Consider the following 21,526-nt stretch of genomic DNA (forward strand, 5'->3'; position numbering starts at 1 on the left):
TTTTAAAAATACTTTTGTGTAATTTTGTGTATTCCAGGATAAACTATGGCTTCATAACAAGATGTACAACTTGCTTCACTAATTTAGAGGTCATCAAATATTGAATAACGAGACAAAGTAACGGTAAGAAAAGGAGCAATAATAAGGTTATTTGTATCAGAACTACTGCTTGGGTTTCAAAATGTGACCAAGTAATCGCTCCTTTATCAGCATAAGTTTCTGACCAATCTCCTATATTTTTCTGATAAAAATGTTGCATTTTGATTTTGGTAGTATCTAGTACTTCTACGTTGACTTCTGTAACAAGTCCATCAATGGCTTCAATTGTTAAAGCATAATTTCCTGGTTGCGCTTGAATTTCCTGTTCATGAACGCGAAGGATTGGCGCCGAATCCCCTGTTCGAATATTCCAAGCATACGCATTGGTTAGAGCCAGCCATTCTTTTAAAGTTAAATGGCCAACTTGATTTGGTGTAATTTGAGTTGCATCAGCATTGATTGCATACTGTCCTTTTTCTTTCGTATTTTCACCAATCACTGTACATCGTATTTCTTTTTCAATTACCTGATTGTTTTGTTTAAATTTAATGCTTACTGGATAGGTTCCTGGCTTCGTTTGCTGTGCCACTAGTTTGGTTGTTTCTTCTACTTTTGCTTGTTCTTCTGATGGATAAATGGTTTCCGCTAGCACGATTTTTGTTGAAGAAAATATAAAAAAGAAAAAGAGGAAGAGGACAAAGCGACTAATGATTGGTTTCATTTTTTACACCTACCATTTCAAAAGGAATGGTCAATTTTAGCAACACGCCTTTATCTTTTGGTTCAAAGCTATATGTGCCACGATACTGATCAATCATACTTTTAATCGTATACATTCCCACTCCCGTACTAAAGCTGTTGGTTTCATTTTTAGTAAAGTAAAATAAATCAAATACTTTAGGAAAATCAATCTTCGAAGTATCTTGCTTATCATTGTATGCCTCAATATATAGTTGGTTTTCCATTTCATAAATACTTAAAGAAAAATCTCCACCTTCATCTGTATATTGGCAAACATTTGACAGAATATTATGCATCAGTTGTTTAAATTCTATGGAACTCATTGAAATAATTAAATCTGAAGGAATATCAATTAAATAATGAATCTTTTGTTTTTCAAAAGTTTTAGAAAAACGTTGTAAGCTTTCTCGAACAATTGTTAAAACATTGAATGCACTCTTTTGACGATCTAAACTGTCATATTTTGTATGCATAAAGTGTAACAGCTCTTTAATTTCAGAAAATAGCTTACGGTCATCAAGCAATACTTGATCTAATTGCTCTACCAAAAATGAATCATGTAAATAACTATTTCTAATGCTTTCAATTTGCAAAGCACTTGCACTAAGTGGTGTTTTTAAATCGTGAACCAAGCTACTAATCATTTGCTCTTTATAGATTGAATATTCTTTTTGTGCTTGTAATTCTTTTTCTAAGCTTGAATATTTCACACCAATTGTATCCATTTTTTCTTGTAAATCACCTGTAAACAGGATTAATTCGTTTGAAATAGCATCATATTCTGTGTCACGATTATTCTGATTCTGATGTATTTCTGACAATTTGAAATCTTTTAATTTAAACAAGTTATCCCTGAGACGTTTAATCGGTGTGACTAAATTACGGAACATCGTCATCACTAAAATTGTGATAATCACAAATAAAATCATAATACCAATCGCTAAGAATAGGACGATTTTATGAAAAAGGGTTTGAGGATCCATTCGATAAATTGCCAGCCAAACTTGATAGGTTTGATTTTTTCCTTTTAATTCATAAGCACTATAGTATGTAAAATTCTTGTCACCCGCCCATTGATTGAGTAAATCAAAATCATAAATTGGCAGTGTGCCATAATGCTCTCCTTGTTCACCAATTGTTACAAGTTCAATTTCTTCATTTTTTCTAAATTCATTTAAAGCCTCATTTATCTGAGGCTCTTCTTCAGTGGTGACAATTGTTGCAACCTGTTCCTGAATCATTTCAATTCTCTTATCTTCCATTGCCTGATAAACAGCAGGAACATTATACACAACCAGACTTAATAAAATAATTGTGACAAAGTAAATAACACTAACTAAATAAAAGGATTTCCGCCATAAATAGACTTTTCTTTTTTTATTCGAACCATTCATAACCAACACCTCTAATTGAATAAATACTGGAAAGTTTTAGCTTGGTTCGTAAATTTTTAATGTGATTATCTACATTTCTTGAATCAACATATTTAGGATTTGTTTGCCAAATCTCTTTAATGATTTGTTCTCTAGGCAACACTATATTCTTATTTTTCAGGAAAAACAGTAAGAGTTCATATTCCTTTAGCGTTAACTCTATTAACTGATTGTCTCGGTAAACATGTCGTTCTCTCAAGTTCACTTTTATATTTTCTTTATTTGAATACACCATTTCTTGTTGTACAGTACTTTCTTCTGATAAAACTTTTTTAATTCTCTGCAATAACACACTTAAAGAAGCAGATTTTTTTATGTAGTCACTGGCATTTAATGTCAGTCCTTTGACTTCATCATCGTCATTATCTGAGCCTGTTAAAATGATGACCTTTGCACGCTCATCTATTTTTTTGATGAGTGATAGAAATTGAAGACCATCAATAGACACCATTTTCAAATCACTGATAATCAGTTGAAAGGGTATGCGATTAAATAAGCCCAATCCTTCGGCTGCATCATTAGCTAAAAAAACTTCATAGCCTTCAGACTCAAGAAGATTTTTAATGACTATTTGATAGCGTGAATCATCATCAACAAATAAAATTTTTATCATTTTCCTTTTTCTCCTTCGTTCTTTGTTATTAAGTTCCATTATTTTTTAGTTTTCTTATCAAATGATTTTTTCTATTTACTTATTCAAAATATCATATTTCTCCTAAAAAATAAACTTTAAATCTCATTTTTATTATTTCATTGTAGTTTTACCCTGATTAATCTCCAAATAAAAACGCATCTAACTCTACTGATATACTGTTTTTCTAGAGAGTAAAAAAAAAAATAAGCTGATAAAATAACATTTGTAATTTGTCATTTTACCAGCTTTTACTTTTTTATTATTTTTTTCAAAACTAAGTATTAAAAATTAATTTTCACTATATCTATCTCTTTTATTTAAATCCGCTAATATAATTCATTGTTTCCTTATCACAATAATGATGCACAATATGGTGTAAATCAACAAATGATGGTTTAATTCCAATATCATGTTCAGCGCTATCTAAAATTTCTCCAATTGAAAAATCTGCATGTTTCATTTGTCCCGTAATCTTGTCAATAAATTCTTCTCCAGCTGCTGTTAATGCCACATTGGTCACACGAGAATCTTGTTGGTCTTTCATTAATTTCACTAAACCATCTTTTTCTAGTGACTTACAGTTATTCATTGCAGATGAAATATGCATCAACCCTAATTGGGCAATTTCTGAAACACTACATGTCTGTTTTTGCTTTAAAACGGTTAAGACATCATAAATTTTTGATGTAATACCATTCTCATGACAAATTTCTTCAAAATCTGTTTCTAAGATACGACCAAAAACTTTGCTTAAATAATATAAATAATGAAAATGACTAACCTCACGGCTATCTCTTTTTGCTGTATACTCCATTTTAGCGGCCTCCAATATTTTCTAATTCAGTATTTTTTCTGATTTCTTTATTTGTATATATTGATTTTACAAAGTTTCAAGTGAATATACAAAGTTTTTTCGGGCTACTTTTGTGTCTTTTTGTGTGATTTGTTACAAGAAAAACATATTTCAACTTTTTTCTAAGGTGACTTTAAAATATTTGGCTATACTTTCTATCAAAATAGTATCTAACTATTAAAAATAATTGGAGGCAATAAGGGGACGAGACAAAACTCAAAAAGTTTTATCTCGTCCCCTTAATTGCTTCTAAAAAGGCATAAGTTGCCTCCGTAAACGGTGGACAAAAGGCAGGTTCGGTCTGCAATTGCCAAGAATCACTACAAACGTAAGTGAGTAGATGTTGATTGGTACCTACTACGCTACGCTTCGATCACAACAAATTCTACGCATGAAACATGCTAGATTTGCTAAGAATCACGGAGAACAAAGTGATTCGATGATGAATAGTACCTACTTGGTGAAGGATTTGGTTCACAAAACATTGGATAAGGAAAGTATAAAGGTTCAGAGTCAAACGGTGTTTGATCTGTATCATGTCTCTAAGGATTAAAAATCCTAAGAGGCATGACAAGAGTCATGACAAGAGGCATGACAATTGTTCGTCTTTTGCTCCAATTGCTTTGATTCACAACGAAGTATGAGTTGATGTAGAAAAGTACCTACCCGGTGCTCAAACCTAAACGCCTTTTTATCTCATCCTCTTTTAAAATAATGGAAACCTGCTGCTTTCTCTAAGCGGTTCATTACAGCTTCTCCAAATCCCTTTTTGCTAAAGGCTTCAGCTAATATAAGGGTAGCAGGTGTTTCTGAAAAATAGCGTAAGCCCCCATATAATTTTCGGCCAGCGGTTTCAATATCTCCTGCTTGACCTAAATCATAGCTTGCAACTATTTGATTTTCATAAAGAGATACAATGGATTGATTGGCAAGTAAACCAATTTTTTCTCCTTTAGCTTGATAATAGTCAATTGCTGCTTGCCAATCTTCTGCTTGCTTGATTAGGATCACAGGCTCATTTGGTGAATAGTGCTGATACTTCATTCCAGGCGCCTTAGGCTGAGCCTCTTGATTAACTAAGTATTGATCCATATTCATGATAATCCCCAGTGTTTGCTCAATCTCTTCTTGGCTAATGGCTCCTGGTCTTAATATCACCAATTTGTCTGGATTGGTCACATCTACAACTGTTGACTCAAGTCCGACACCTGTTTCACCATCATCTAAAATCCCAGCAATTTTCCCTGCTAAATCGTGGTAAACATGAGTAGCGGAAGTGGGACTTGGCTTTCCTGATGTATTGGCACTAGGACCAACAAGTGGGACACCACAGGCTCGGATGAAATCACGTGTGATTTGGTTATCAGGAATACGAATGGCCACGCTATCTAATCCAGCTGTGACAAGCGGCGCAAGTGCTGCTTTATTCGCTTTAAAAATGAGGGTTAATGGACCTGGCCAGAAATGTGCCATTAATTTTTCTGCAATAGCTGGGATTTCAGTAACATATTTTGCCACTTCCGTTTGTTGTGCTAAATGAACAATTAAAGGATTATCACTTGGACGTCCTTTGGCTAAGTAAACCTGGCTAACTGCCTCGTTATTTGTGGCATCTGCTCCTAAGCCATAAACGGTCTCTGTTGGGAATGATACCAATTCTCCTGCCTTAATTACAGCTGCTGCATCATTTAAATCTTCTTTACTCCAAATTTTAGTTATCAACAGGTTTTCCTCCATTTCTTTTGATCTTTTCCTTTATTTTAAGGATATTCACTTGAGTTGTCCACATTTTGTGGATAACTCATCTGTCAATAGGGGATAACTCCTGTGGAAAGTGTGAATTCCTTATAAATCTTATGATTTAGGGAATATTAGAACTTTTCTATTATTTAATAAAATTTTTTATCCACAAAGCTTGTGGATAACTTTGTTATAACTGAATCAATAGCATCCGATCATTTCCAGCTAAGTCTTTTTCATACCAGACATGAGCAGTAGGTAATGCTTGCTGAAACAACGCTTTAACACGTTGTCCTTGATTAAAGCCGATTTCAAAGGCTGCAAAGCCCGGTGTCTTTAAATATGTGGATAACTCCTGTGCAAATCTTTGATAAATGGCCAAACCATCGTTTTCAGCAAATAAAGCTAAGTGTGGTTCATGCTCAAGCACAACATCCTCCATTAACTGCTTATCTATTTCAGGAATATAAGGTGGATTCGACACAATCACATCAAATTTTTCTTTGGTTACAGGAGCAAATAAATCCCCTGCTAAATAGCGTACAGCAAGCTGATGCTGCTTGCCATTTTCTTTGGCTACAGCCAATGCTTCGCTTGAAATATCTGTGAGCGTCACTGCTGCATCAGGTCGCTCTGCTTTTAATGTTAGACCAATGATACCTGAGCCTGTTCCTACATCTAAGATTTTAGGTGCTTGAAGAGAGTCAATTTCTGCCAACACTCGGGCAACCACTTCTTCTGTTTCAGGTCTGGGAATTAAGGTATCCGCTGTAACTTTAAACGGACGATCAAAAAAATATTCAAAGCCTGTTAAATATTGAATAGGCATTCCTGTGGCATGCGCTTTAATCGCTGCTTGATAGCGTTGCTTAATTGCTTCGGGTATTTCAGCCTGTAAAGACTGAATCAATTTGGTTTTATCCCAGCCTAATAAATCTAGCAGAAGGCGCTCTGCTGCATATTCTTCTCTTTTATGATGTGCTAAAAAAGAAGAAGCCCATTGCAGGACTTCTAGGTAGGTAGCATTAGTTGCCATTTTGCATTTGCTCCAGTTTTTCTGTTTGATCATAAAGCACCAATGCATCCACAATTTCATCTAGTTTGCCTGATAAAATTTGATCTAATTTTTGAATGGTTAAACCAATACGATGGTCTGTTACCCGGTTTTGTGGGAAGTTATATGTGCGAATCCGTTCAGAACGATCGCCTGTTCCTACGGCTGATTTACGATTGGCATCATATTCACTTTGGGCTTCTTGTTGTAACATATCATAGACTCTAGCGCGTAATATTTTCATCGCTTTTTCTCTATTTTTAATTTGTGAACGTTCATCCTGCATCGCAACTGCAATTCCAGTTGGTAAATGTGTTAAACGTACGGCTGATGCTGTTTTATTGACATGCTGTCCACCAGCACCACTTGCATGATAGATATCTGTACGAATATCTTTTTCAGCAATATCCACTTCAACTTCTTCTGCTTCAGGCATCACAACAACTGTCGCAGTTGAGGTATGAATACGGCCTTGTGATTCAGTTGTTGGGACACGTTGCACACGATGGGCACCATTTTCATATTTTAATTTTGAAAAGACATTGTTTCCTGTAATCATGAAGATAATTTCTTTATAGCCACCAATGCCGGTAATATTGGCTTCTAAGACTTCTGTTTTCCAGCCTTGTGATTCTGCATATTTTTGGTACATGGTAAATAAATCACCAGCAAATAACTGGGCTTCATCTCCACCTGCGGCACCACGAATTTCCATGATAATATTTTTATCATCATTGGCGTCTTTTGGTAAAAGTAAGACTTTCATTTGTTCTTCTAAATCAGCTTTTTCCTTTTTTAAGGTGCTTAATTCTTCTTTTGCCATTTCAGCCATTTCAGCATCTAGGTTTTCCCCTAAAAGCTCTTCTGTTTCATTCAATTGTGACATGGTTTTCTTATAGTTACGGTAGACAGCTACTGTTTCTCTGATACTAGCTTCCTCTTTGGTTAAGCTCATTAAACGCTTTGTATCTGAGATGACTTCTGGGTCACTTAATAGCTCGCCTAATTCTTCATAACGATCCTCTACTGATTGTAATTTATCATACATGGTTTCTATTCCCTCAATTCTTTTTCTGTGTCAATGGATTATTTGTTCTGTTCTTCTAGTACTGGCTGATGATAATGTTGTCTACAAACTGGGAAATAACTTTCATTGCCACCAATTTGGATTTGTTCACCTGTATAGACAGGTTGTCCATCTGCAACACGCAAATTCATAATGGCTTTTTTATGGCAGAACCAGCAAATGGTTTTCATTTCTTCTATTTTATCTGCATATAATAGAAGATATTCCGATCCTTCAAATAGTTCATTTCTAAAATCATTTTTTAAACCAAAGGCCATCACTGGTATATTCAATTGATCCACAATATCTGCTAATTGGCAAACATGCTCTTTTTTTAGAAATTGTGATTCATCAATCAGAATACAATAAGGTGTGACAGCTAAGTCCTTAATTGTTTCATAAACATTGGTTTCATCAAAAATTGGAATTGCATCACGCTTTAAGCCAATTCTACTTGAAACAAGCCCAACTGCCTCACGATCATCTATCCCACTTGTCATAATAACAACAGGTTTATTTTGCTCTTCATAGTTATGTGCAACCTTTAGAATTTCAATTGTTTTACCACTATTCATTGCCCCATATTTAAAGAAAAGTTGTGCCATTTTTATTTCCCTCACTTGTTCTCAAAGTTCTCCAATATGAATTATACGTTATTTTCCCTCTATTGAGTAGTATAAATACATTTTTTAAAGAATTTTTGATTGAGAATGCTTAGAAATCAGTTACCTTAAGATTTCTTTAAATAAAAAAGATGCCACAAGACGTTATTTTTTTGGCGAAATGTGCTATTATTGGGAATGGAAACTTTTAAAAAAAGCACAGCTAAGAATAGGACCCGTTTAAAATTTACTATGGCATTCAATTTTCTAGTGATGTTAATGGCAAGCTAACAAGAACGTCCAGCTGATGTAATCCAGCCATTAGATAAGCAGCGCAAAAAGAGTGGTTGCTATAATTTGCAAATAGGTCCTAAGTTAATAATAAATAAAAATGATGGTGAGGGAATAAATATGGGATTTAAAAGTAGTCTAGCCATTACAGCTGGTAAAACGACACAATGGTTTTTACGTACTTTTTCAAAAGGAAGCGGTGCAAGTATGCCTGGACGAATGGCTACTAAGTTTGACCCCGCAATTTTAGCAACATTGTCTGAAGGCTATGATGTTATTTTAGTAACAGGTACAAATGGAAAAACCTTAACAACTGCCCTCACATATAAAGTCTTAAAACAAAAATATGACCATGTGATTACAAACCCTACTGGTGCAAATATGGTTCAAGGCGTGACTGCTACCTTTTTAGAGCATTATAAACGTAGTAAAAAACAGGTGAAAAAATTGGCAGTAATTGAGGTTGATGAAGCCAGTATGGTTCATGTGACAAAGCAGCTTCATCCAAAAGCCATTGTTTTTACAAATGTTTTTAGAGATCAAATGGATCGTTATGGAGAAATTTATACCACTTATCGTAAAATGCTTGATGGCGCGAAGCAATCACCGAATGCGACATTGGTTGTCAATGGTGATGCACCGATTTTCAACTCCGTAAAGGTGGCCAATCCTGTGACTTATTTTGGCTTTGATAACCAGCCTGATGGAGAAATGTTGGCGCATCATAATACAGATGGCATCCTTTGCCCACATTGTCAGCATATTTTACATTATAAATTTATTACCTATACAAATTTAGGTAAATATTATTGCCCACATTGTGATTTTAAACGACCAGAGCTAACCTATCGTTTAACTGAGATGACTTCATTAACCAATCAGTCTTCTGATTTTACCATTGATGGTCATCCTTTCCATATGGGGATTGGTGGTCTTTATAATATCTATAATGCTTTAGCTGCCTACTCTGTCGGTCGAATGTTTGATGTTTCTCCTGAGCAAATTGCAAAAGGTTTACAGCTAGATGGTCAAGTTTTTGGTCGTCAAGAAGTTATCCAAATCGGAGATAAAAAAGTCACCATTGTGCTGGTAAAAAACCCAGTTGGCTTAAACCAAGTCATTGATATGATTGCCTTAGATCCTGAACCATTTTCACTTTCAACCATTCTCAATGCACAATATGCTGATGGAATTGATGTGAGCTGGATTTGGGATGCACAATTTGAAACACTGCCTACATTAAATATTGCACAATATACCGTCAGCGGTGAACGCTATCAAGATTTAAAACTACGTTTAGAGGTTGCTGGTATTCCTGAAGATGAGCTCATCATTAAAGAGGATTTAGAAGCATTGGTTGCTAGCTTTAAAGATGCCCCAACTAAAAATATTTATGTCTTGGCTACTTATACAGCAGTCATCAACTTACGTAAGGTTTTAACAGAACAAGGCTTCTTGAAAGGAGGACAAGCTGAATGATCACATTAAATGTTTGCCATCTTTATGGAAATCTCTTGAACACTTATGGTGACAATGGGAATTTACTGATTCTTGAATATTATGGAAAAAAAATGGGCATTCAATTTAAAACAGATATTATCAGTTTAGATGATGCTTTTGATGCAGATAAATATGATTTGGTTTTTGTTGGTGGTGGACAAGATTATGAGCAAATGATTATTTCAAAAGATATCCAGCAAAAGAAAGTGGCACTGACGCAGCATATTGAAGCAGGGAAAGCTGTTTTAGCCATTTGTGGTGGCTACCAATTATTAGGTCATTACTATCTTGATGCAACTGGAGAAAGAATTGAAGGAATTGGCGCGTTAAATCACTATACGTTAAATCAACAAGAAGATAATCGTTATATTGGCAACACGATTATTAAAAATGAAACCTTTAATGAAACCTATCAAGGCTTTGAAAATCATGGGGGATGCACATTTCTAGGTGATGGTGTCTTACCTCTTGGAAAAGTGGTTCAAGGCTTTGGCAATAATGGCCAGGATCAAACGGAAGGTGCTCTTTATAAGGGAACTTATTGTTCTTATTTTCATGGTCCTTTACTAGCAAAAAATGAGCAGCTTGCTTATCGGATCTTAGCAACAGCTTTACAAGCAAGATATCCTGAAAAAGCAGCTGAAATTAAGCTATAAAAAATAAGCGCGTCCTTTAATCTGAGATAAAGGGCTCGCTTATTTTTTATTGACTCCATTTTTCCCCTTGTTCCGTTAGAAAAATAGAGAGCATTTTTTCAATTGTTTCATCAAAAGAATACATCACCGCTTCATTGGGTGATTTATTAGGATAAAAGAGTTCAAACCCTTGCATACTGACCACGCGATAAAGCAAATCTGCATAAAAATCTACATTGGGTGAAACATCTCCACGATCTGCTAGTTGCTTTAAGCCATATTGATAATATTGAAAAAAGGTAAAGCTAGATAGCTCATTCATTTTACCTGGGTAAACATATTGAATGCGAAAGACGACATGAAAACATTTTTGAGCTAAAATACGTTCTTCTTCTGATTCTAAATAAACCATTTTCCTTAAAATCTCAATTGGATTCTTATAACGAATCATTAAGTCATCTATTCGATTAAAATGAAGTAGCTCCTCAAGCACCTCAGCATAATAACAAATAATGGCTGTTAATAATTCCTCTTTTGAAGCAAAATAATTATAAATGGAAGCTGGTTTTACACCAGCATTTGCAGCAATTTCTTTCATAGATACACGATCATAAGTACCATCTGAAAAAAGATTGGTTGCAGCCATTAGGATTTTTTCTTTTGTTTCTTGCCCTTTATTACTTTTCTTTTTTTCCATTTTTGTCACCTCGACAAGTGCTTACCCTTTTCCTTGGATAGAGGCAATCATTTGTAGATTTCCTTGGAATGTCCAGCTTTTAATTTCATTTGGTAAGATAAAATGACTCCCCTTTTTAATAGAATAAGTTTGTCCATTTGGTATAGCTAAGGTTCCTTCCCCGTCTAGTACACTCACTAAAGTGTAAGGACCTGTTGCTTCAATCGTTGCTGTTCCTCTGACGAACCATTCATATACAGTAAAATAATCATTTGAAACAAAGGTTGTCACTTCAGCACCCGTTTGGTTCTTTGTCTCAATGGCTAAGCTTGGGTCAACATGAGGGACAGTTGTCACTTCCACAGATTGCGTAATATGCAACTCTCTTTGCTGACCTTGATCATCTAAACGGTCATAATCATAGACGCGATAAGTGGTATCACTACTTTGTTGTGTCTCTAAAATCATAATACCAGAACCAATTGCATGAATCGTTCCACTAGGTACATGGAAGAAATCACCTTTTTTGACCTTGATTCGTCTTAATAAATCATCCCATTTTCCTGCTTCAATCATTTCTCTAAGCTCTTCTTTTGTTTTTGCATGGTGTCCATAAATAATTTCTGCCCCTTCATCTGCATCAATCACATACCAGCATTCTGTTTTGCCTAGCTCGCCTTCATGGGCCAAACCATATTGATCATCTGGATGGACTTGGACAGATAGATCATCTTGCGCATCCAAAATTTTGGTTAATAATGGAAAAACATCCCCTTTAGCATGACCAAATACTTCAGGTGCTTGTGTCCATAAATCTGCAAGTGATGTACCTTGATAGGTTCCGTTACTAATCACACTTGGACCATTTGGATGTGCACTAATTGCCCAAAATTCCCCTGTTTTTTCACTAGGCAATGAATAACCAAACACATCTCTCAGCTTGGTTCCCCCCCAAATTTTTTCTTGTAAAACAGAGTCTAAAAATAATGGTTCATTCATCGAATTCCCTCTTCTCAATTTCTTTAATTCACTTCTGTTATCATACCATCCTTTGCCTTGCATGATAACCCAGAAATTGCTTTTTATGCATCATTTACAAGCAACCAACAGAAACCGTCTTAGATTCGTCTCTTTTCATTGATAAAAGCTTCGCTTAAAAAAAGTCGTGTCTTTTCAAAATCCAAACTGTAATACCTGTTAAAAAGAAAATCAATGCCATCACTAACCAAAAAGCATCTGCACGATCTGCGTTTGGAATCGGGACATTCATCCCATAAATCCCCCCAATAATTGTTGGGATGGTTAAAACAATGGTTAAGGAGGTCAGCACCTTCATAATGATATTTAAATTATTTGATACAACAGATGAAAATAAGGTACCTAAATCAGATAAAATTTGTGTATAAATTTTGGTGGTTTTAATGGCTTGATTATTTTCCACCAGGACATCATTAATTTCTGAAGCAAGCAAAGGATCCTCCACAAAGCGCTGACTTTGTTGAACCTTAGCTAAAACATCATGATTTGAAGAGAGTGCCACTGAAAAATGCGTTAAACTTTTTTGTAAGCCTAATAAGGCAAATAATTGCTCATTTTTGGTTGATTCCTTTAATTGTGCTTCTAACTTATTGGTTTCATGATCAATGATTTTTAAGAATTTCAAATAGGAAGCAGAGATTGACCATAAAATACGCGCCATAAAATGAGCTGCTGCTTCTGTTTTAAATTTCATTTTTACATTGCCAAGCATCATCTCTTCAATAAAATGTGGCTTTGATTTACTCACAGTTAAAATCGTGTCCTGTAATAAAATAATCGCCAGCGGAAAGGAATCATACATCGGATAGCCTGCACTACTTGGCACAATATGGGGATATTGAATCAGCACTAAGGTTGCTTCTTTATCTTCCCGTGCATATTGCTCTATCCGAGAAACCTCATCCTCATCTAGGACATCGGTTAAATAGTCTCTAGGCATGTTAAATTGTGTTAATAATTGTTGAATCTCTGCTTCATTTGGATCACTAACATTGATCCAACACCCCTTTTGATAAGCTGTCATTTGCTCAATTTCAGCCTCTTCAGTTGTCTTAAAATATTGAATCATTTAAAATAGCCCCTTTACCCTCTAATCATTTCTCTCTCTAGTCTAAGCGTTTCAAATCAGAAAAGCAATTTCTCAGCATCCATTTTTTTCTTGCGTGATGGATACAAAATAGGATAAGCTATTAAATGACACATTGAAAGAATTGAGAGGAGACATTTATGCAAAAAATTGTAGATTTTATTTTTGGTATGGTAATTGGTGTTGCCAATATTATTCCAGGTGTGAGTGGTGGGACAATGATGGTAATGTTAAATTTATATGATCGTATTATTGAAGCCGTGGCCAATTGGCGCAAAGATTTTAAGGGGGCTGTTATTTTTCTCACACCTGTTTTACTTGGTGCAGTCTCTGGCGTTTTGATTTTTAGTAAGCTCATTAAATATTGTTTAGAGTATTTTCCAATTGCAACGAATTTATTCTTTATGGGTTTAATTTTAGGAAGTATTCCTATGATTGCAAAAAACGCCGTATCAAAGGGATTTAATAAATCAGCTTTGATTCCCTTCCTTGTGACTTTTGCCTTGATGTTTGCTTTAAATTTTATGTCTCCAGATAAAACCGGAGAAGCACTGACTGTTTTAACGACACCCGTCTTTATTCGTTTGCTCCTATTAACAGCTGTCGCAGCCATTGCGATGATTATTCCTGGTTTAAGTGGTTCATTTGTGATGATTTTATTGGGAACTTACCCAACCTTTATCGCCGCACTTTCTAGTTTTAATATCCCAATGATGGTACCTATCGGTTTAGGCGTTATTTTAGGGATTATTGGTGGCGCAAAGCTGATTCATATTTTATTAAATAAGTGGCATCAATGGACTTATTTTGCCATTTTAGGTTTCGTATTTGGCTCATTAATGACCATCTTCCCTGGCTTTAGCTTTAATCTTGAAGGTTTTGCAGGGATCGCACTTTTTGTAATTGGTGTAGGGATTGCCCTTTGGTTTGGTAGTGAAAAATTACAAGAGAAGATTCAAGCTAAAAAAGAGCAAGCGTCATAAAAAAATGAGGTATCCAACCGATTGGATACCTCATTTTTTATTGGTGTTTTAACGCTTCTTTAACGGCTAATGGGGTTAGCTTTGCTTGATGTGCTGCAACAAAATTGATGACCCATGTCGCATCGGTTTTGGCGTACTCTCTAAGTGCCCAGCCAATGCCTTTTTGAATAAAAAAGGTTGGATTTTCTTCATTTTGTACAATCGTTTTACTTAACCAGTCAAGATCTGTTTCTTCTTTCCACTGTAGCTGTAAGGTAATCGCTACGCGTCTATCCCACATATTTTCTGAGGCCATCAGCCAGTTCATTACTTCTGCTAATGGGCTTTTTTGATGGTGTTTAACCCATAAACTAATCGGCTTTCTTAACGCATCGACACTATCCCACCAAGCTTTTTCTTGAATAAATGCGAGATAAGGTAGTATCGCAGTCATGTCATTTGGGATGCGTTTGATGTTTCTTTCTAACAGGTCAATTGCTGCATAGTGGTATTCTCTTGCTTCTTGTTGGTATAAGGCTTCAAATACTTGAAAAAGTTCAGCTAGCTCTAGGTTCTTTGAAGCTTTCATTTGCTCCTTGATCAGGGTTCTTCTGTCTTTGGCTGAAATCCCCAAAAAGGAAAAATGATTTTTCATATAAGCTGCCATCCCAACTGCTCTGACTGGATCTTGGTTTGCTGTGTAAATTGCGATGATTTCTTTCGTTAAGAGATGCATTTAGTGTTGCTCCTTTTCTTTTAAATAGGTTTGGACTAATTCAGAACGATTTTCTAAATAACGCTGGTTATTTGCGCTTGGATGGACACGATTAGATAAGAAGATAAAGGCTTCTTGCTTCAAAATATCCAAAACAATGAAGGTACCTGTATAGCCTGTATGCATTAAAGTTGGATAGGCTGTACCATATGTGCTCGCAGGTAAATAAATCCAGCCCAATGATCGATGATTTGTTCCTGTCGGGGTAAAATCATGTACTAAGCCTTCAATGGTGGCACGTTTTAGTAGTGTGGGCTCAATGGCAAAAAAGACTTGTTGGATAAAGACTTCAATATCATCTAAGGTGGTAAATAAACCTGCACTGCCACAATGTTCTTTTAAAGTATAGGCTTTTGGATCATGCACCACACCTCTAATTAGCCCTCTTTTGGCATGGTTTTCTGTAGGAATGCACTGCTGTTGCTCTTTTGGCTGAAAGGTACTCTCTTCCATATGAAGTGGCTTGAGCACATGTTTTTCAGCATTCTCCCACACGGTTTCTCCTGTTAGCTCCTCAATGATAAAGCCTAAGAGGATAAATCCGGTATCTGTATACTTCATTTTTTCGCCAACAGCGGTTCCACCTTTTAAGGCTAAGATGGCTTGCTTTAATTCTTGAGCCGTTAGCTGGTCTCGATTGGGAATGAAGCCATCAATATCAGAAGTGTGTGTCAGTAGATGTCTAATGGTAATTCTTGGATCTTGGAAAGTGGTTAAAATTTGGTTAATGGGGGTATCTAATTGAATTTTTTGGGCTTCCCATAATTGTAGTATCCGCGTCGTGGTGCAAATGACTTTAGTTAAGGAGGCCACATCATATTGCATCTTTGGTTTTAAGGGTTCTTTATTGGGATAAAGGCTGGCCCATCCATGATGAAATTGCTGGCTTTCTTTGCCTTTAATAAAGCTGAAGCTCACACCTGGAATCGTCTGTTCTGCTAGCATTCGATTGATGATTTGTTCTGTTTTAGGATACATCGACTGTCTCCTTTGCTGTTCATTTTTTCTTTATTATAGCATTAAAAAAGAAACGAAAACATCCTCTGGATATTTTCGTTTCTGGTAATTTAAATTTGAATAATGCCACTAATTAAACCGATTACTGCTACAGCTGCGCCGGTAAAAATAAAAATTACTGCAACCCATTCAATTTTATTAAAAATCGATTTGTTGATTCCTTGTTCTTTTCTTGCCCGAATATAAACGAAGACGCCTGGCACAAAAAGTAAGGTTAATAATAGAATATATTTAACGCCTGCACTCATCACTGCAAAGATTTGAAAAGCTGTTGCAAGGTATCCAATCCAAAGTTGCACGGTTCTTTCACGGCCTTTAGGCTGCGTTTTCATATATTTTATTTGATACATGGTCACAAAGAGGTAGGAAACTAATACCACACTTGCGACTAAAGAGGTTACAAATTGGTAGGCTTGTGCTGAAATCAAAAAGGTAAACATAAAGAGCTGAATGGATAAGCTCGTAATAAATAATGCTTTTGCAGGTGCACCATGTTGATTTAAAGCACCAAATACCTTTGGAAACAGCCCTTGCTTGGCTGCAATCATGGCTGTTTCACCTGGTAGAATAGTCCAAGAGAGCCAAACACCTAAAATTGAAATGGATAGGCCTCCACAGATAAAGGCTGCACCCCAGCTCCCTACTATTTTTTCAAGGACAAAGGCCATCCCTGGTTTTGGTAGTTGTGCTAATTCAGCCTGTGACATGACACCAAAAGATAGTAAGGTAACAAAAATATAGACAATTAAAACAGCTGTTACCCCAATGACTGTTGCACGTCCAACATCTTTTTTGCGACGCGCTCTGGCAGATAAGATTGTTGCGCCTTCAATCCCAACAAATGAGAAAATCGATATCAGCATTGTTGATTTTACTTGCCCCATAACATCACCAAATTCAAACTGATGTGAGAGTGTGCCCCAGAAGTTCATGGTGAAAATATTCGCCTTAAAGGCAAGAAAGGCACAGACAATAAAAATAAAAATGGGCACTAACTTACAAACTGTGACCACAAAATTAATGACTGCTGCATTTTCTACCCCTTTGGTCACTAAATAATTCAAGACCCATAATAAAATACTTGCTGCAAGTATTGAGGGTAAATTTTGACCATCCTCAAAGATAGGAAAGAAATAACTTAAACTGCTCATTAACATCGTTGCAAAAGCGACATTGCCTAACCAAATCGATAACCAATAGCCCCAAGCACTGGCAAAACCAGCAAATTCTCCATAGCCTTCTTCCGCATAACGAAAAATACCCGCATCATAATCAGGTAGCTTATTAGATAAATTTTGAAAACATAAGGCTAATGTTCCTATTCCAACACCTGTAATGAGCCAAGCAATCATCACCGCTCCAGGAGCTGCGCCCATTGCCATATCTTTCATTAAATTAAAGATTCCAGCACCTATCGTAGAACCAATTACAATGGTAATTAATGGAAATAATCCTACTTTTGGCTGTTTCTTTTCTTGATTCCCCATACATTCGTCTCCCGACTTTTAATTGTTATACATCGCTTCACATTTTACCATAGTTCCCCTAATTGGTCATTCCCCAACCTTTGAAATAACGCACAATCTATTCTAAGTGTTGGTTTTTTAAAGATGTCATCATTTATTTGTAAATAATAAGACAACACCATTTACTTACTTTAAGTTAGATGCTATACTAACGTATGTTAAGAACAAAAAAAGGGGATTAAACAAATATGACAAACTTTATCGATCACTTAAAAAAAAGACGCTCAATCTACTCAATCGGGGCTGAATTACCCATCTCAGAAGCTGAAGTAGAAGCATTAATTAAAGAGGCAGTCAAAGAAAGTCCTTCTTCATTTAACTCACAAACCTCTCGTGTTGTGATTTTATTTGATCAAGCACATAAAAACTTATGGAATATTGTAGAAAATACCTTACGTCCATTAACACCTGCTGAAAACTTTCCAGCTACTCAAGGAAAATTAGCAAGCTTTGCTGCTGGTAAAGGAACAATTTTATTCTTTGAAGACACAGATGTTGTGAAAGCTTTACAAGAACAATTTGAATTATATGCAGATAACTTCCCAGTTTGGTCTGAACAAGCTAGCGGGATTGCACAACATTCCGTATGGGTTGCTTTAGCTGAAAAAAAAATTGGCGCAAGCTTACAACATTACAACCCAATTATTGATGCTGAGGTTGCTGCAACATGGGATATCCCAGCACACTGGAAATTAAGAGGTCAAATGCCATTTGGTAATATCTTAGCTGAAGCTGGCGAAAAAGAATATATGGATGATGCAGCTCGTTTCCGTACAATTCGTTAATTAAAAATTTTGAATAAAAACTTCTAAAAAGTTAACATACCAACTTTTTAGAAGTTTTTTTGAAGTCTAGATTTAAAAACAGCTCTAAATTTGTGTTTACATAAAATATCTATTTACATATAAGACAACATTTAAACCATTGACATTACAGTTAACTATAATGTTATGATTCATTCAGAAGGAGGGATACGATGACACACTATTCCATTCAAAAAATGGCTACTTTATTAAATATCAGCAAACAAACGCTCCGCTATTATGACACACTTGGTTTAGTCTCACCTATGCGGAAGGAAAATAATTATCGCTACTACACTGAGCAGGATAAAGATGATTTAACCTGTATTTTATTATTAAAAATTGGTGGGTTTACTTTAGAAGAAACCGCTCTGATTCTAAAAAACCGACGCAACATCGCTTCCCCAGAAAAATCGTTAGAGAATTCAAAACAGCTTTTACATCATAAAAAGCATGAATTATCCCGGAAAATTTCAAGTCTGCAAGGAATTGTTGCACTGATGGAGACAATCATGGTGTCATTGGATCAGCAAGATAATTGTAGTGAAATAAATGCTTTAGTCAATCAGCTTTATACAAGTATTCTCGAAAATGGAAAGGAATTATGATGAAAAAAAATATATTAATTGTTTTTGCACACCCAAATCATACCAGCTTAAATTATGAATTATTATTAAAAACTAAAAATGGCTTTATTGATGAAGGACATGCTGTCACGGTGCTTGATTTATATGAAGAAAAGTTTGACCCTGTTCTTTATTTTGATGAACAGCATCGTAGACGTGATTTGCAGTATTTAGATGAAACCAAAAAATATCGGGAGCAAATTTCCTGGGCAGATCATCTGGTCTTTATCTTTCCAATTTGGTGGGGAGCGATGCCGGCAATCATGAAGGGCTATTTTGATAAGGTCTTTACAACTGGCTTTTGTTACAACTTTAAAGGCTTATTTCCTGAAGGAAAGTTAAAAGGAAAAACGGCTTCGATTATCACAACGGATGATACGTTATCACTCTTTAGAGTCGTTGCGTTACAAGACTATGGGAATGTCTTAAAAAGACAAATTTTAAGTATCATGACTGGGGTAAAAGTGGTGAAGCATTTTCGCTTTTCTTATGTAAAAGGTAGAGATCAACAGAAAATCAATAAATGGCTGAATCAATGTTACCAGCATGCTCAACATATTAAATTTATAAATCAAGCCATTTAAATAGTACATAAAGAAAAACGCAAGATTGGTTCAGTTTCCAATCTTGCGTTTATTTTTAAGACAACTATTCAAACACAAACTGACTACGATATAATTCTGCATAAAAGCCATCTTCATCTAATAAGTCAGCATGTGAACCAGATTCAATGACTTCGCCATTTTTCAAGACCACAATTCGATCTGCATTTAAAATGGTTTTCAAACGATGAGCAATTACAAAGCTGGTTCGGCCACTAATCACATTATCCATTGCCTTTTGAATCTTGCTCTCTGTTACAGTGTCCACATTACTAGTTGCTTCATCCAGAATCAATAATGAAGGATTGGTAATAATCGTACGCGCAATACTAATCAATTGTTTTTGACCCGTACTGAAAATATTATTTTCATCGCTAACCTCAGTCTCATATTGCTGCTCTAATTCCATAATAAAGTCATGAATATGAGCTTGTTTCGCTGCAGCCATTACTTCATCCATTGTCGCTTCTGGCTTACCAAAAGCAATATTGTCTCTAATCGTACCAGAAAAAAGAACAGAATCCTGTAAGACAATCCCAACATGCTCTCTTAAAGAGGCTAAGGTTAAATGACGGATATCTGTTCCATCAAAGGAGATATTGCCCTTATCCACATCATAGAAACGATTGAGTAAATTCATTACGGTTGTTTTCCCAGAACCAGTTGGCCCTACTAAAGCGACCATTTCGCCTTTTTTCACTTGAATAGAAACATCTTTTAGAATCGGTGTCCCTTCATTGTAAGAAAAGGAAACATGATCTAATAATACTTCCTCACTAATTCCTTTAAAGGTGCTACCACCTACAGCATCTGGTTCTTCTGTTTCATCAAAGACATCCATCAAACGACGGGCACCTGTCACAGCAAGTTGCAACATGCTATATTGTGATGAAATTTGTGTTAATGGCATATAGAATTGTTGTGAATATTGCACAAACATCACAATTAAGCCTAAGGCAACACTTCTATCTAAGCTCCCATTTAACGCAAACCAGCCACCAAAGAAAATCACAATTGCAGTGTTTACTAGGGACATTCCTTGCATCACTGGGAATAATAAACCAGAGTATACTTGTCCTTTATACGTTGCTTTTTTAACCGCCTCATTATGTCCAAGAAAGCCTGCAACAGTCTCTTCCTCTAAACCATTGGTAATGATAATTTTTTGACCAGAAATTTTCTCATCCATATAACCATTTAATTCACCAATTGAGTCTTGTTGTAAATCAACATATTTTGCTGCTTTTTGAATAATCACAGTTGCAATAATAATCGCAAAAGGAACAGAAGCAATGGTTACCCAAGCAAGCTGTGCATTTGCTCTAAACATCATAATCAAGACACCAATCATCAATGCCACATTGGACATGACCTGAATTAATGCTTGATTTAAAGTATTCGAAATATTATCTAAGTCACTAGTAAAACGACTTAAGATTTCACCATCATTGTGACTATCAAAGAAACGAATGGTTAATTTCTCAAGTTTGCTAAACAAACCAATACGCATTCTATTCGTTGCTTTTCCTGTTACTTGCGTCATTAACATGCTTTGGATAAAGGTAGCAATTGAAGATAGCACATAGAAGAGGATCAATAATAGAATGATATGGACAAAAGTGCTCATATCATCAATTTTTCCACCGGAAGCATTCAATTTACCAAGGTAATTCACTAATTCTTGAATCGCGTCTCCAATATATTGGGGTGCTTTTACTTGTAAATAAGTGGCTACAACAATTGATACAATAATGAAGAAAAACTGTAATTTGTACTGTTTTAAATACATATGGAAAAATTTCATACTTTTTACGAGCTCTTTCATT

Annotated in this window: 21 protein-coding genes; 6 read left to right on the forward strand and 15 right to left on the reverse strand. The window is 35.6% G+C overall.

Features of this window, described 5'->3' with window-relative positions; all coding sequences use genetic code 11:
• Nucleotides 1-43 precede the first annotated feature (43 nt).
• From BMW29_RS08065 to BMW29_RS08105, 8 genes are all read right to left on the reverse strand, one after another.
• Nucleotides 44-760 carry a hypothetical protein gene (locus BMW29_RS08065; RefSeq protein WP_092652221.1) on the reverse strand — a complete coding sequence of 239 codons (717 nt, stop codon included), beginning with the start codon at nt 758-760 and terminating at the stop codon, nt 44-46.
• Complete coding sequence (locus tag BMW29_RS08070) at nt 744-2,174, reverse strand: sensor histidine kinase (protein WP_092652223.1); 1,431 nt, start codon at nt 2,172-2,174, stop codon at nt 744-746. Before BMW29_RS08070 ends, BMW29_RS08065 begins: the two co-directional genes overlap by 17 nt.
• Entirely contained in the window at nt 2,158-2,826 is a 669-nt protein-coding gene (locus BMW29_RS08075) for a response regulator transcription factor (RefSeq protein WP_177165722.1), read from the reverse strand. Before BMW29_RS08075 ends, BMW29_RS08070 begins: the two co-directional genes overlap by 17 nt.
• Nucleotides 2,827-3,160: 334 nt before the next feature.
• Entirely contained in the window at nt 3,161-3,661 is a 501-nt protein-coding gene (locus BMW29_RS08080) for a MarR family winged helix-turn-helix transcriptional regulator (RefSeq protein ID WP_092652227.1), read from the reverse strand.
• 735 nt (nt 3,662-4,396) lie between these two features.
• On the reverse strand, nt 4,397-5,422 hold the full coding sequence (locus tag BMW29_RS08090; protein WP_177165723.1) for an L-threonylcarbamoyladenylate synthase: 1,026 nt from the start codon (nt 5,420-5,422) through the stop codon (nt 4,397-4,399).
• Between the two features lie 208 nt (nt 5,423-5,630).
• Entirely contained in the window at nt 5,631-6,476 is an 846-nt protein-coding gene (prmC, locus tag BMW29_RS08095; RefSeq protein WP_092652233.1) for a peptide chain release factor N(5)-glutamine methyltransferase, read from the reverse strand.
• Nucleotides 6,466-7,542, reverse strand: a complete 1,077-nt coding sequence (prfA, locus tag BMW29_RS08100) for a peptide chain release factor 1 (protein ID WP_092652235.1) — start codon at nt 7,540-7,542, stop codon at nt 6,466-6,468. The genes prmC and prfA overlap by 11 nt, the downstream gene beginning before the upstream one ends.
• 38 nt (nt 7,543-7,580) lie before the next feature.
• Entirely contained in the window at nt 7,581-8,165 is a 585-nt protein-coding gene (locus BMW29_RS08105; protein ID WP_092652237.1) for a thymidine kinase, read from the reverse strand.
• Between the two features lie 408 nt (nt 8,166-8,573).
• On the opposite strand from BMW29_RS08105, the gene BMW29_RS08110 reads away from it, so the two are divergent.
• Nucleotides 8,574-9,932 carry a Mur ligase family protein gene (locus tag BMW29_RS08110; protein ID WP_092652239.1) on the forward strand — a complete coding sequence of 453 codons (1,359 nt, stop codon included), beginning with the start codon at nt 8,574-8,576 and terminating at the stop codon, nt 9,930-9,932.
• Nucleotides 9,929-10,609 carry a type 1 glutamine amidotransferase gene (locus tag BMW29_RS08115; RefSeq protein ID WP_092652241.1) on the forward strand — a complete coding sequence of 227 codons (681 nt, stop codon included), beginning with the start codon at nt 9,929-9,931 and terminating at the stop codon, nt 10,607-10,609. The genes BMW29_RS08110 and BMW29_RS08115 overlap by 4 nt, the downstream gene beginning before the upstream one ends.
• Before the next feature lie 46 nt (nt 10,610-10,655).
• Here the strand turns inward: BMW29_RS08115 and BMW29_RS08120 are convergent, their stop codons facing one another.
• The 3 genes from BMW29_RS08120 to BMW29_RS08130 form a co-directional block, all read right to left on the reverse strand.
• Nucleotides 10,656-11,285: a TetR/AcrR family transcriptional regulator gene (locus tag BMW29_RS08120; protein ID WP_092652243.1), complete on the reverse strand. Its 630-nt coding sequence runs from the start codon at nt 11,283-11,285 to the stop codon at nt 10,656-10,658.
• Nucleotides 11,286-11,306: 21 nt separating this feature from the next.
• Nucleotides 11,307-12,263: a mannose-6-phosphate isomerase, class I gene (manA, locus tag BMW29_RS08125; protein WP_092652245.1), complete on the reverse strand. Its 957-nt coding sequence runs from the start codon at nt 12,261-12,263 to the stop codon at nt 11,307-11,309.
• Between the two features lie 154 nt (nt 12,264-12,417).
• On the reverse strand, nt 12,418-13,371 hold the full coding sequence (locus BMW29_RS08130; RefSeq protein WP_092652247.1) for a magnesium transporter CorA family protein: 954 nt from the start codon (nt 13,369-13,371) through the stop codon (nt 12,418-12,420).
• A gap of 158 nt (nt 13,372-13,529) precedes the next feature.
• On the opposite strand from BMW29_RS08130, the gene BMW29_RS08135 reads away from it, so the two are divergent.
• Complete coding sequence (locus BMW29_RS08135; RefSeq protein WP_092652249.1) at nt 13,530-14,372, forward strand: DUF368 domain-containing protein; 843 nt, start codon at nt 13,530-13,532, stop codon at nt 14,370-14,372.
• Between the two features lie 37 nt (nt 14,373-14,409).
• Here BMW29_RS08135 and BMW29_RS08140 read toward each other — a convergent pair whose 3' ends face one another.
• The 3 genes from BMW29_RS08140 to arcD form a co-directional block, all read right to left on the reverse strand.
• On the reverse strand, nt 14,410-15,087 hold the full coding sequence (locus tag BMW29_RS08140) for a DNA alkylation repair protein (RefSeq protein WP_092652251.1): 678 nt from the start codon (nt 15,085-15,087) through the stop codon (nt 14,410-14,412).
• Nucleotides 15,088-16,104, reverse strand: coding sequence for a serine hydrolase domain-containing protein (locus tag BMW29_RS08145; RefSeq protein ID WP_092652253.1), 1,017 nt, complete (start codon nt 16,102-16,104; stop codon nt 15,088-15,090).
• A gap of 89 nt (nt 16,105-16,193) precedes the next feature.
• Entirely contained in the window at nt 16,194-17,630 is a 1,437-nt protein-coding gene (gene arcD / locus BMW29_RS08150) for an arginine-ornithine antiporter (RefSeq protein ID WP_092652256.1), read from the reverse strand.
• Between the two features lie 227 nt (nt 17,631-17,857).
• On the opposite strand from arcD, the gene BMW29_RS08155 reads away from it, so the two are divergent.
• The 3 genes from BMW29_RS08155 to BMW29_RS08165 all read left to right on the forward strand — a co-directional run bounded on the left by BMW29_RS08155 (nt 17,858) and on the right by BMW29_RS08165 (nt 19,682).
• Nucleotides 17,858-18,454: a nitroreductase family protein gene (locus BMW29_RS08155; protein WP_092652258.1), complete on the forward strand. Its 597-nt coding sequence runs from the start codon at nt 17,858-17,860 to the stop codon at nt 18,452-18,454.
• A gap of 191 nt (nt 18,455-18,645) precedes the next feature.
• Nucleotides 18,646-19,080 carry a MerR family transcriptional regulator gene (locus tag BMW29_RS08160; protein ID WP_092652260.1) on the forward strand — a complete coding sequence of 145 codons (435 nt, stop codon included), beginning with the start codon at nt 18,646-18,648 and terminating at the stop codon, nt 19,078-19,080.
• A complete protein-coding gene (locus BMW29_RS08165; RefSeq protein ID WP_092652328.1) occupies nt 19,080-19,682 on the forward strand; it encodes an NAD(P)H-dependent oxidoreductase in 603 nt (200 codons plus the stop codon). Before BMW29_RS08160 ends, BMW29_RS08165 begins: the two co-directional genes overlap by 1 nt.
• Before the next feature lie 64 nt (nt 19,683-19,746).
• On the opposite strand, the gene BMW29_RS08170 is transcribed toward BMW29_RS08165, so the two are convergent.
• Nucleotides 19,747-21,525: an ABC transporter ATP-binding protein gene (locus BMW29_RS08170; RefSeq protein ID WP_092652262.1), complete on the reverse strand. Its 1,779-nt coding sequence runs from the start codon at nt 21,523-21,525 to the stop codon at nt 19,747-19,749.
• Nucleotide 21,526: the final 1 nt, after the last annotated feature.

The organism is Isobaculum melis (genome assembly GCF_900111355.1).
GTDB classification, from domain to species: domain Bacteria; phylum Bacillota; class Bacilli; order Lactobacillales; family Carnobacteriaceae; genus Isobaculum; species Isobaculum melis.

What these genes read in the sequence shown, in the direction of transcription:
- BMW29_RS08120 (WP_092652243.1), bottom strand. Translation starts at nt 11,285, where the DNA reads ATGGAAAAAAAGAAAAGTAATAAAGGGCAAGAAACAAAAGAAAAAATC.
- BMW29_RS08145 (WP_092652253.1), bottom strand. Translation starts at nt 16,104, where the DNA reads ATGTATCCTAAAACAGAACAAATCATCAATCGAATGCTAGCAGAACAG.
- BMW29_RS08105 (WP_092652237.1), bottom strand. Translation starts at nt 8,165, where the DNA reads ATGGCACAACTTTTCTTTAAATATGGGGCAATGAATAGTGGTAAAACA.
- BMW29_RS08065 (WP_092652221.1), bottom strand. Translation starts at nt 760, where the DNA reads ATGAAACCAATCATTAGTCGCTTTGTCCTCTTCCTCTTTTTCTTTTTT.
- prfA (WP_092652235.1), bottom strand. Translation starts at nt 7,542, where the DNA reads ATGTATGATAAATTACAATCAGTAGAGGATCGTTATGAAGAATTAGGC.
- manA (WP_092652245.1), bottom strand. Translation starts at nt 12,263, where the DNA reads ATGAATGAACCATTATTTTTAGACTCTGTTTTACAAGAAAAAATTTGG.
- BMW29_RS08070 (WP_092652223.1), bottom strand. Translation starts at nt 2,174, where the DNA reads ATGAATGGTTCGAATAAAAAAAGAAAAGTCTATTTATGGCGGAAATCC.
- BMW29_RS08155 (WP_092652258.1), top strand. Translation starts at nt 17,858, where the DNA reads ATGACAAACTTTATCGATCACTTAAAAAAAAGACGCTCAATCTACTCA.
- BMW29_RS08140 (WP_092652251.1), bottom strand. Translation starts at nt 15,087, where the DNA reads ATGCATCTCTTAACGAAAGAAATCATCGCAATTTACACAGCAAACCAA.
- prmC (WP_092652233.1), bottom strand. Translation starts at nt 6,476, where the DNA reads ATGGCAACTAATGCTACCTACCTAGAAGTCCTGCAATGGGCTTCTTCT.
- BMW29_RS08165 (WP_092652328.1), top strand. Translation starts at nt 19,080, where the DNA reads ATGAAAAAAAATATATTAATTGTTTTTGCACACCCAAATCATACCAGC.
- BMW29_RS08080 (WP_092652227.1), bottom strand. Translation starts at nt 3,661, where the DNA reads ATGGAGTATACAGCAAAAAGAGATAGCCGTGAGGTTAGTCATTTTCAT.
- BMW29_RS08130 (WP_092652247.1), bottom strand. Translation starts at nt 13,371, where the DNA reads ATGATTCAATATTTTAAGACAACTGAAGAGGCTGAAATTGAGCAAATG.
- BMW29_RS08075 (WP_177165722.1), bottom strand. Translation starts at nt 2,826, where the DNA reads ATGATAAAAATTTTATTTGTTGATGATGATTCACGCTATCAAATAGTC.
- BMW29_RS08160 (WP_092652260.1), top strand. Translation starts at nt 18,646, where the DNA reads ATGACACACTATTCCATTCAAAAAATGGCTACTTTATTAAATATCAGC.
- BMW29_RS08135 (WP_092652249.1), top strand. Translation starts at nt 13,530, where the DNA reads ATGCAAAAAATTGTAGATTTTATTTTTGGTATGGTAATTGGTGTTGCC.
- arcD (WP_092652256.1), bottom strand. Translation starts at nt 17,630, where the DNA reads ATGGGGAATCAAGAAAAGAAACAGCCAAAAGTAGGATTATTTCCATTA.
- BMW29_RS08170 (WP_092652262.1), bottom strand. Translation starts at nt 21,525, where the DNA reads ATGAAAGAGCTCGTAAAAAGTATGAAATTTTTCCATATGTATTTAAAA.
- BMW29_RS08115 (WP_092652241.1), top strand. Translation starts at nt 9,929, where the DNA reads ATGATCACATTAAATGTTTGCCATCTTTATGGAAATCTCTTGAACACT.
- BMW29_RS08110 (WP_092652239.1), top strand. Translation starts at nt 8,574, where the DNA reads ATGGGATTTAAAAGTAGTCTAGCCATTACAGCTGGTAAAACGACACAA.